Raw genomic sequence first — 10,793 nt, forward strand, 5'->3', positions numbered from 1 at the left:
GTAAGAAGCTAGCCAGCTTCTAATAGATAATCTTCGATAGCCCTCAAGATACTAGAGAATCCTTTACCTTGAGCATAAATCAACGGTCGATCCCGTCGATGAACTCGGATGAAATCTGTTGCGGCATGTTTTGCCGAGAGCCACGTCAAGACGAAGAGATCCGAATTTTCTGCAAGTGCCCGCAGACGTGCGCTACCACCATGGTCTGCATTGGTATCAACGATGACGTCTGCCGTTATTTCTTCCAGAGCGGCTTTGGCGTGCCTACTTGAGGACTCCGTTAGTGAATAGATTGCAATGCGCATGCCGGCCAAGCGGTTATCAAGCCCATCATCCGTCTGTGCGTCGTCGGCTTCCGTCGTTGACGGCAGCAACCAGCCAAGTTCGGTCGATAACAACTTTACGGCCATGCGCTGAAGGCGTGTCAGGCGGCCATAAATAGGAACGATGCGAGCGAGTATTCGGTGAAGGAAGGCGTCGCGGACACCTGCGTCCGGCGCCGCTGTGCTCATCAAACTCTCGACGATTTCGACAACCCAGTAGATCATGTCTACACCGAAGCCATCCCCGGCTATTTCGTCGATGTCGGCAATCAGTTCGCCATAGGCTTTTTGGTCCAGGCCGGAGCCCAGAAGCGCCTCAATAAGGACCAGACTGGACTCATAGATCTTAGAGCCGCGCGCACTACCGAGAGCAAAAAGCGTTAGCAGACCGCCATATATCGGCGACAGTGCTGCTCTTGGGAATTCAACGTCCCTTTGCAACCATGCAACAATATAGGGTAGCGCCTGGGTGGAACGTTCGGCAGCGAGATCATCAGTTTGAACTTTTTCGAGTGCTGCAACGAGCGCCCGGACCGCAACCGGATCGCCCGCCGCCGCATTGATTTCCCATTCATCCTTGCCTCGGCTGGCGACATCGAGAGCGTTTGAAAACGCTGGTTCTGGGACGCGCTCCAGCCAATCGATCCAGTTTGTCGGCGGTACAACATTCGCAAATTCATCGGTTGATTCCACGATCGGGCGAAAGGGCATGGTCTCGCGAAGTAACGCCAATTCGTCCGGATCGAGGCGCGCCATTGCGGCCATCGCCTCAGCAAGCAGGTCTAGACTGTCAATAGCTTCGGCCTGTATCAATGCTTCGCGTGCGGAATCGAGTGGTGCTACAATATGAGGTACTTGCGGCGCCACTGACTCTGGCGCGGGCAGCATGTCGGCGATCCAGCCCAATTCCTGCTCTCGCCCGGCAATATTCGTGACAAGGTCCTGGCGGCTCGGATCTGACAGCACCTCAAGACCAAGGAGTCGCCACCCGCCTTCACGCAACGAATCCGGTGCACCGGCGATCAGCATCGACTGGACGAAGGACTGAACCGATTCCTGGAACGCAATACGCGTGTCTTCTACATTGTCGGCGTCGAATGGCCCCGCAATGTGGGTTCGATACAGCGCCTCGAGGAGAATTACAGTAATCGCTGGCGTCCTGCGCGCGACGCAAAGGCTTGGTAACTCCGGAAGCGCAACAATCCCAGACCAATCGTCGAAAGCAGCCAGTAACTGGACTTCAAGAAACTTGATGTTAAGTGCGTCGAGACGGAGTTCACTGCGGAGACGCTCGAGGATGCCGGTGGCTGCGTCACGCCGCCCGACATTCAAATAGTCCTGGAAACGGGAGAGGAGCCAACTGGTCGGAACCGGCGCCGAGCGCTGCAATTCAGGCGCGCGAGCGAGGGTGTCGCGCGCGCGGAGCACCGCGCGCAATGCCGAGATGCGCGAGCGGTCGTCCATCGGCAAGCGCATGATCGCTGTCACCGCAGGCGCGCCAAGCACGAGGCGGGCGCCTACCAGATCAGCCGGGTCGAAGGACTCCGGCACGCCATCGAAACCGGTAAGCGTCGGCCCCGCGAAAGCCAACAAGATGGGCTTTAGACGTCGCCAATCCGAAATGGTCGGCGCCGACACATCAATTTGCATAGACCCGGCGCTATCTAGTACGGGAACGAGCGCGCCTGGAAATGCCTCGGCAACCACGGTCTGGGTGACGTCCGCGCATAGCGCCGCGACTTCGGGAGCTACGCCGGCGCATGGTTGGAGGGCGAGGAGGTCCCCTAACACTGCTCGGGCCGCATCGAGGTTCGATCCCATCATGTCATCTGGCCTTCCCAACGCGATTCAAGTTCGATCGACTGCTCGGCGATCGCCGCCGGGTCGGTTCGCAGGACAAGATGCTCACCATTGATCGAAATGCCGTTGAGCGTGAGATTCATTGATCCGCTTAGGAAATAGTCTGCGCCAAGCAGTCCCTTGGCGTGGAAGCTCTTCTCCACGGTCCATTTAATCTGATCGCCGTAACGCGACTTAAGCGTCTGCAAGCGCGCGATGAAATAGTCATTGTGGCCATCTTCGCGGATCACCAGCCTGATCTGGACGCCACGCGCAAGAAGTGCCCTCAGCAGTTGTGACAGTCGGATTGGAGCCGCTGGCCAATCAGGCTCCAGTGCCGCAAATTCGCGCGACGAATTGTCGATGATTTCGACATCACTAATCCAGGCAAAGAAAAGCCACAGCTTTGGGCTTGGATGGATGAGTTCGGCGACGAACAGGCTCTGGAACAGATCTCGTACCGCACGCGACTGTGCTGGCCCATGGAGATCGCGCGAAGGATGTGGCATCAGACCTGCTCCCTCAAGGTTAAAGTCACGAAGATTCTACCGTCCGAGCGTTCGACCCGCTCGATTGCCGGGAAGAACTGTAGTACGCCAACGCTCGCCGGCGTCGCTGAGATTTGGACGAGCGCAGCTCGAAGCTGTCCGGCTTCACCCGCGGCAGCAACCAGGCGCGCCCTTCCATGGGCTTCAAAGGCGTGAGCAAGTTGTCTTTCCCAATCCGGATCGCTGAATGCGATCGTGGCAATCGCCCGACTGAGCAACAGATGACGTACTACGGCAGGGTCAGTCGACCGCGTCTGACGGAATGGGTTGTAAGATTGCAGGATGCGCTGGCGTACTTCGTTGGCGCGCGGCCACAACAAGCTCGTTATAGCTGATAAGACTGTGACCTGAGCAATTGCGGCGGCTGGCAGCGTTGCCGCTAAGAACGCGCGAACGGCGTTCGACAACGTAGCATCGCGGCTGGCGATGTAGGCATATTCTCGCAAACCGATTGCCACGCCAAACCGGTCCTGTGTCGCGTCCCAATGGTTCTGTAGATCGAGCAGCAACTGGTCGAGTTGTGGTCCGGAGCCAGCACGCAACAATCGATTGTTAAGCGAGATCGATAGCGCATGACTGAGATCAATCCCGCCACGCTGCGCGAGGTTATGCGACAATGTGCGCCACAAAATGGCGCGCTCACTGTGCGAATTGGTGGCACGGAGGCGCGCGATCTGTTCGCCAATTTCGCCATCGTTGATGGTGAGCGTAAGAATTTCGCGCAACCCGCAATCAACAAGCTCAAGATCGCTGGGTGCCAGGGCCGCATCGAGCGCCGAGAAGAACAGACGTGGCTCGGAAGCGAATCTATCGGCAAAGGCTTCAAGGACACCAGCGCCGCCAAGCGTCGTCTCCGTGATCCAGACGCTAGAGACATCTGATTCCTCATCATCGCGAATATCGACGAGCAAAGTGTCGACAGTTGCCTGTCGGGGCGCCGCCGCGATACATGCCTGAAGCATAGCCTCGCCGAGGGTTTCTAAGATCAGGCGACGAAGCCAGGCGCTGAATGCCTCAGTATCGACGTCAAGCAATTGGGCTGCCAACGCGCGAAGCCTCTCACGAACAATCGGTCGGCCCAGTTGCTGAACCATGGCCTGCTGCAACCGCCCCCCTCCAGCAGGACGGCCCGCCCCGGCGAGTCCGGCAGCGGGATTTACACCATCGCTGAAACCGTCATCGTCGGCATCGCTGTTTTGTGTGTCGTCGATATCGGGCGGCGTCGGCGGCGTGGCGCCAAATACGTCATCCATGACGGCGCTAAACACCGCCTCAATCCGATCATCGTCTAGCAGGTCGGAGATGGATTCAGCCAGCGGACGATCGTTGGCCGAGGCATCTGCGAGCAATGCCGAAATTAGGAATTGAATCAGCCACTCGCGCTGAAATAGATTGAGGTCATCAGGCAGTTCGGGATCAAGCCGGATCAAGTCGCGAATATATCCGAGTTTGCTGGTCGCGAGGACTTCAGGTGGCAGACTATTGCCTGTGAGCATCTCTTCTTCGGGTAGAGTTAGGTCGAGCCGGAAACCATCTACTTCGAGTTCAAAGCCGACGGCAGCCGGTCGGTCATCGTCGCTTCTGAAGTGCAGCGTAACCGGAAAGTCATCCTGCAGCGTGCGGATGCTGGCCTGCGCCGTGGCGGCGAAGCGGCGAACACTGACGCTCGAGCGAAAACGGTGTAGGTGGAAATCGATCGCCCGCACGTGGTGCCGCCATTCCGATCGAGTAGGCACTGGAACGCTGAGCCGGTCTCCATTCGCCACGATGTCCGATTGCCAAAGCATCCGGGCGTTGCTGCTAGGTAGTGCTTCAGTTCGAGCAGCGCGCTCGAGACGTACGGTCCAGGGACGAAATACCAGCACTGGCTCCCCACCAGTCCGATCGTTGAGACTACCGGTAAAGGAGCCAACAAACTCATGCTCAAGCGCATAGTCACTTATCCGGCGCTCCTGTTCGGGAATGGCCGGATCGACTGGAATCCAGTGAGACAAGGCACCGCGTTCGTGTGCAAAACGACGTGTCACGCGACCGGGAACGAATTGATTGAGCGCTTGGAGGATCGGCATCTGTTCGATGCGTTCTTCATGATTGACGGTCGCTGGCGGAATGATGACCCGTACCTCGGGTAGGCTGAGATCGTTGAATAGACTGCGCGGCACGAAGTCGGGAAGCGGATGGTAATCGACCTGCAAATCAAGCGCCTCACTCACGTCGGGAATGGCGAGTTGCCAATTTCGAAATAGGCGGCGGACAAGCGTAGGCACCGCCTCGAGCAGCAAGGAACGCGGTGCCTCCCACAGAAGGGTGTCTGCAAAAGGCCTGTCGATTCCGAGCGCGCCCATAAGATAAGTTCGCAGGTCCTCGATGGTGGCAGCGTTCCCTTGAACCAATTGGGTGAGTTTGGCACGAGTAAGGTCGAGAACGACGCGCTCTGCTGCACTGGGCTGTGAAAGCGGCCGGCTGAGAATGTTCCATTGCCACGCTTTCTCATAGCCGGCGGTCGATTCGGCCAGCCAATCGAACAGCGCGAACACCGCCTGAATTTTCATGACATAGGGATTGCGGATTGGAAGATATTGCGGCTCGAGCGAGGGATCGAACAAATGTTCGAATGCTTGGTAAAATGCTCGGTCCCGGCCATAGTCTGAAAGAACCGTGAGTGTAATCGGGCGCATCATCCTGTCACGACCGGCACGTCCTTTGCGCTGTAGAAAAGACGCCATGCCGCGAGGTGCCTTGTGCTGGATGACGGCGCCGACAAGCGGATCGTTAAAACCAACTTCGAGGGCAGCAGTGGCGACGACGATATTGGCGGATTGATTCACTCCTGCGTCCTGCGATGTGGTGCGGCCAACCACCAGTCTCCGGTCGAGTGGATGTCCGATATCTTCGCAAATCCGCCACCTTTGTCCCTCAACGTCGCGAATCGGAGCATCGGGTCCAGCCGAGCGGATATTTGCCAACGGTAGGCGCGCCGCGTCGGGGCGACCAAAGATCGTGAACGCCTCAGCGTCGCGCAAATCGTCGTAGAGTCGGTTGGTGACATCGAGGTCGTCGGTAAAGAGAAAGGCGCGCCGGCCAAAAACTCCAGACGCACTTGCCGCGCCTGGGGGATCAAGAAGCCGCGGCAGCAACATCGATGTCTGGATAGTGGTCGAGAGCAGCGACGCGCGCGAAGCCGGGTCGCCGCGCAATAGAATCTGATATTCGGCCCCCTGCTCTTCAAATTCCTCGAGCAATGGCGTTATCTCTACGACATTGTCGAGAGCAGCGCCGGTCAGGTCCGAGAAGAAGCGCGCCGCATCACCGAGTGTCGCAGAGAGGCCGACCCAAGTGATTGGCGCACCAAGTAGATGCCGCCATCGGCGCAACGTCAGTGCAGCTTGTGCGCCTGTGGTCCCTTCATACGTGTGCACCTCGTCGAGCAATGCAAGCAGCGGCTTGCGCGCTTTTGGGAGGCCTACCCCAAACAGACCGCGCATCCAGTGATCTGACAAGCGCTGGTTAAGAATCTCGGTTGTCGTAAACAAGATGTCGGGCGGATGTCGCTGCAGGCGGGTGCGGGTCAGTACAATTTGGTCTTCGCCGATTTGCCCGCTGCAGCCATGCTGGACGCAGAATAGATGTTCTGTGCCCGAAGCAATATCTGCGCTACGCCAGATTAACTCGCTGTCGCAACGAGGACATCGTATCCACGGGCAGACAAAATCCTCACCCCGCCGTACCCATTCCTTGCGGATGAGTTCTTGTCGCGTTGCACGCGTCGGGGTCTTTCCGAACAACGCGCCGATGATCAGTGAACGGCGGCCGTGCGCCCTGAGCGTCTCGTCAATTGTTCGCGCCATGCGGAACGCTTCAGCAAACTGATCCTTGAGAAGTTCGATCCTTGGGTAGATCGCAATGGCCTTGACCCAATGGTCGGCGCCGATCGCTTCGCCGATCCGAATCATGCCCGGTAAGTAAAAGGCCATAGTCTTGCCGCTGCCGGTACCAGCCGTCACGATAGTGCCGCCATCGTCAGTCGCGGTCGAGAGACGCAGTGCCGCCCGCTCCTGGAATCCGGCAAGACGCAAGCCATCCCGCGACGTCAGCGCCCGCCAAAGGTCCTGCCGAAGGAGCGAGCCGCCAAGGACCGCCGAATGATCAGTGAGGATATCGGCCGGCAATCGGAGGCGCTGGGGAAAGCGCCTCGGCCGGCAATCGACCCGGAAGTCGGCAACAAGCGACGGCGCGCCTTGCCAGGGCTTGTTTGGAAAAAGCTGTCGGTTGGCGGCCAGCAACCGCATCATCTCGGCAAATCGTGAACGAATGCGAACCTCGCCGCCGACGCTCGTCATCTCGAAAATCAGCTTGGCATCGATGAGTTCCTCAACCAAATCCTGCCCGTCGGTGCCGGCGGCACTGGCTGCGTCGCAGACCTGATCGCCAAGCTCAAAGGCTTCGTTCTCACTGAGCGATCCGTCGGTGAAACCCCATTCGAGCGACCGCATCTCAATGGCTTCGATGCGGTCAAGTACCGCGAGGGAGTTGGCAGACACCGGCATGATGGGCCTACCGCAACTTAATTCGAAACGCGTCGAGCAGATCGCGGCTCTTCAGCCACGACTGCACTTCGGAAGTGAACGCACTCAACAGCGCGTCGCTATTGGCAGCTGCTCGGATGAAGGAAACCACGCTAATAGGTATATCGGACGCGGCCAGCGAAGACCATGCCGCCTCATGCTGTTGGACCAAGGCATCGAGTTTAGTAATCGCATCCTCCGGATCGCCCGGGAGGCCTGCGCCAAAGGCAGCCACGTCACTTCGGATTTTCTGGATCTTGGCAACGCTCGCCTCGAACTGCGGCACCTGACCGAGCGCACTCAGCACATCGTCTGACCCAAAGTCAGCACGCTCGTCAACATATGCTTTCCACGCGGCGCTCGCGGCCTTTTCGCCCGCACTTGCAATGCCATTCAAACGATCAGAAAACTCATGCTTGATGTCGAACGGTGGATCGTTAAGTTTTGCCGGGTCCGCCTTTATCGCTTCGCGCAGCATGCGCGCCTTGGCGGCGTAGCCCAGGCCATCGCTCGGCTGAAAGTCCACCGGTACACCGGCTTCGGCAAGCGCGCTTAATGTTTCACGCAGGCGCTCCATCAGCAGCGACACATTGCCGAACTGAGACGCACGCGTGGCAAACTGGTCGGCTTCCTCAGCGGCGTTCTTGAGATTCTGATAAGTTTTAATCTTGGTTGCTATAGTTCCGGCATGATCAATCAGCATCAACGCTCTCCCCGTCCGAGGGCGACATGGCAACGAGATCGGCTTCGATCGCGGCTAGCGATGTATCAATCTGATCAAGGCTGGCGGCGAGCGCGTCATGCTTGGCGTCTAGGCTCTGACTTGTGGCGCCGATATTCTGGTCAACCATATCAAGGAATGCCTTTGCCGCGGCAACCAGGGCTGTCCCAGCCTCGACGGCATTACGGCGCCCTCGACCAAAATGTGGAAGTGCGGCGACAGCATCAACTTCCTTGCCGAGGGCTCGTGCAGCCGATACCGAATCATCGAAATACACCAATCTAAAGCTATCGAGTGCCTCACCCAACGCCCGCCCAGTATTGCTGGTGCCGATACCGGCCTCTGCAACGGCTTCTCGCGCAGCATCGAGCGCTGTTATTATTCCGGCGCGATTTGCCGTCTCGCCAAAGGCGCTATCCATCTCGTCAAGCCAGGATTGGCGGACCGTCATTTCAGATGCCGCCGCGGTCGCGATGATATCCCGGACCTCAAGGTAGAGCTTAGCCGGATCCCGGGTTTCCCCATCTGGCGGCTGCAATTGCAACTGCCATTTGGCCTTACGAAACTCCCGGATCGGACCTAGGATACGGCCGGGATTGAGCATCGGACCGGCTTGACCGCCCTTCATGCTTGACATCTGGGACCGTGCAATACCGACTAATTTTTCGCGGTTTTTAGTGAGCTTATCGTACAGCGACCTCATATCCTGCGAGGTGCTCGCGCATTCGCTTGCCCAGTTTACGCTGAATGCAGCATCGATCATGTCGGCGATCGATCCGTCGGGCTTGATTTTGCCGCCGATCGCCGCACCCACGCAAAGGAGTTCGGTAGCGGCGGCTGCCTGGTTCCATTGCGGCGTCGGCTGGCAAATGGCGCGCAATTGATTCTCGACGCTTCTCGCCCAGATTTCAACGCAATCAAGGAAGGCAGCGAGCATCTTCTCACCATCGGCGAATTCCCAGCGGAACTGCTCTTTGCTCGCGCGGAGCACTCCTTGCAATGCAGCGGCAGCAGTCGCATTTCGGACCAGATCGCCCGGAATGACGAGTTGCACCGCCATCTCGGAGCCCACCTGCGTAGTTTGACGGTCAAAACTAATGCTTCGGGTCTGGAAGGGCTTACCAGTCTTCCCAACAAAACTCGCTTTGGCGAGTCCTAACATATCCCAATCGATCGCATTCGACACGGCCGAAAAAACCAGTAATCGCAGATTATTCGCGACGGTCTGGTCGAGTCCTTCGCCAGCAACCCACTGAGCAATCGCCAGATCTTCTTTGCTGGCAGTCGACTGCCTCGGAGACTGGGTGACGGACGTATTAGCAGCCGGTTCGGGAGGTTTGGCGGCGCCAGCTCCGGGGATTTCGGGAACTTCGAACGCCGCACGAAGCCGTTCATCGAGATTGGCAATCGCACCGGTGCCATCATAGAGTTCGAGAAACGCAGCCCAGCGCTGAAAATTCTGGGGATCCCGGTTTTCGAGTTCGTCCTGCGCGACGACGGGCAGTTCGATGATCCCGCCGAGCTTTTCCAACAGTTTGAACGGGGGGAACTTTCCAGTTGCGATCTCGGGAGCAAAATTGTCGAGGACTTCAACGAGAAGGTCATTCTGTAGAACTCGAGGGTTGAGTCGGTCAGGCATTGACTCATCTACACGCGATGCGGCGTTCCACAGGGATATCGGGGTAAATGGATATAGGCCATAGCCATCCACCTCACCGAAGATCGCGTGGCATTCGGCTTGGTGTCTGCAGCCATCGCATTTGGAACGCGGACTATCGCCCGGCGCTGCCGTATCGCTCCACTGGGTGATGCCGTCGCGACCGAGGCGGACGGCGTTGAGATAGCGGGCCGTAAACTGGCTCAGCGACGCCTTGGTAACCGAGCGGCCCTCGGCGCGGCCAGCCGAGCGATCCATGTCTACGATATGGGTGGTCCGCATATACGCTGTTTCGGCAACGCTCTGGAAAAAGCCCGTTGTGACCGCAATAGCGGTTCGCATTTTGCACTGGCGATCATCGCCTTGGGACGTGATCGCCTGTAGCAGCGCACGATCGATGCCCTGCAAACGCGCGAATTCCTCAATTAGCAGGACCAGTTCCTGACCCTGCGTCTTGAGATAGCTGCGAAGCCGGGTCATCAATTCTTCGACCCGGTCGCCGGAAAAGCTAAGTGTGCGAGCGACCGCGCGATCCAGATTGCGATTGATAATCTTGATCGCGAGTGGAAGATTGACCGCAGGATCGAGTTCGATGAGGTCGATCGCATCACGGGCGAGACGCGATGCATGAACGAAGTCCATTCCGCCAAGCGGAAGATCACCATCAACGAAGACGCGACGCTGATCGGGGCGATCCTTGGCATTTGACGGTGCAAAGATATGATCGACGATTTCGGCGATGACAGTATTGTCGCCCAGAAAATGCGCTTTGCGCATGTATGGATCTTGGAAGAAGTTCGGGAGGCAGACCACCAGTTCCTTCTCGAGTTCGTCGGCTTCAACTGGCAAAGCCTCCTCGCGGATTACCTGGGCGAGGTCATTCAGCAATTGTTGTTTCTGATCGTCGCGGCTCTGCGTGCCGTCACCTGCTGATTGCAGCGTTTCGAGGAAGCTCGACTGCTGCTCGGGTGGGAGTTCGGCGATAATCATCTTGACGATATTGCGCAGGCTGGTGCCGGACTTGCGCACAACGAGCACTACACGCTCCTTAGTGGGCTTAATGTGTCCCCCGTCAGCATTCAATAGACAGACTGGCTGCATGAAATAAGTGAGTGTTTTGGTTTCATTGCAGTGACTGTA

Annotated in this window: 5 protein-coding genes; all 5 read right to left on the bottom strand. The window is 57.9% G+C overall.

Translation table 11 applies throughout. The annotated features are described in order from the left end of the window. Positions 1-8: 8 nt before the first annotated feature. The 5 genes from dpdD to dpdH are packed head-to-tail and all read right to left on the bottom strand — an operon-like array spanning position 9 to position 10,754. Positions 9-2,147 (bottom strand): protein DpdD, encoded by a 2,139-nt coding sequence (gene dpdD, locus V7650_RS16510; protein WP_335657307.1) that lies wholly within the window; start codon positions 2,145-2,147, stop codon positions 9-11. After that, positions 2,144-2,671, bottom strand: coding sequence for a phospholipase D-like domain-containing protein DpdK (gene dpdK / locus V7650_RS16515; RefSeq protein ID WP_335657308.1), 528 nt, complete (start codon positions 2,669-2,671; stop codon positions 2,144-2,146). Before dpdK ends, dpdD begins: the two co-directional genes overlap by 4 nt. Next, positions 2,671-7,257, bottom strand: a complete 4,587-nt coding sequence (gene dpdJ / locus V7650_RS16520) for a protein DpdJ (protein ID WP_335657309.1) — start codon at positions 7,255-7,257, stop codon at positions 2,671-2,673. Before dpdJ ends, dpdK begins: the two co-directional genes overlap by 1 nt. A 7-nt stretch (positions 7,258-7,264) precedes the next feature. Next, the gene (locus tag V7650_RS16525) at positions 7,265-7,978 is read right to left on the bottom strand and encodes a hypothetical protein (protein WP_335657310.1); all 714 of its coding nucleotides are present in this window, start codon (positions 7,976-7,978) and stop codon (positions 7,265-7,267) included. Next, positions 7,968-10,754, bottom strand: coding sequence for a protein DpdH (gene dpdH / locus V7650_RS16530; RefSeq protein ID WP_335657316.1), 2,787 nt, complete (start codon positions 10,752-10,754; stop codon positions 7,968-7,970). The genes V7650_RS16525 and dpdH overlap by 11 nt, the downstream gene beginning before the upstream one ends. Between the last annotated feature and the right edge of the window lie 39 nt (positions 10,755-10,793).

The organism is Parasphingorhabdus sp. (assembly GCF_036964565.1).
In the GTDB taxonomy this organism is placed as follows: Bacteria; Pseudomonadota; Alphaproteobacteria; order Sphingomonadales; family Sphingomonadaceae; genus Parasphingorhabdus.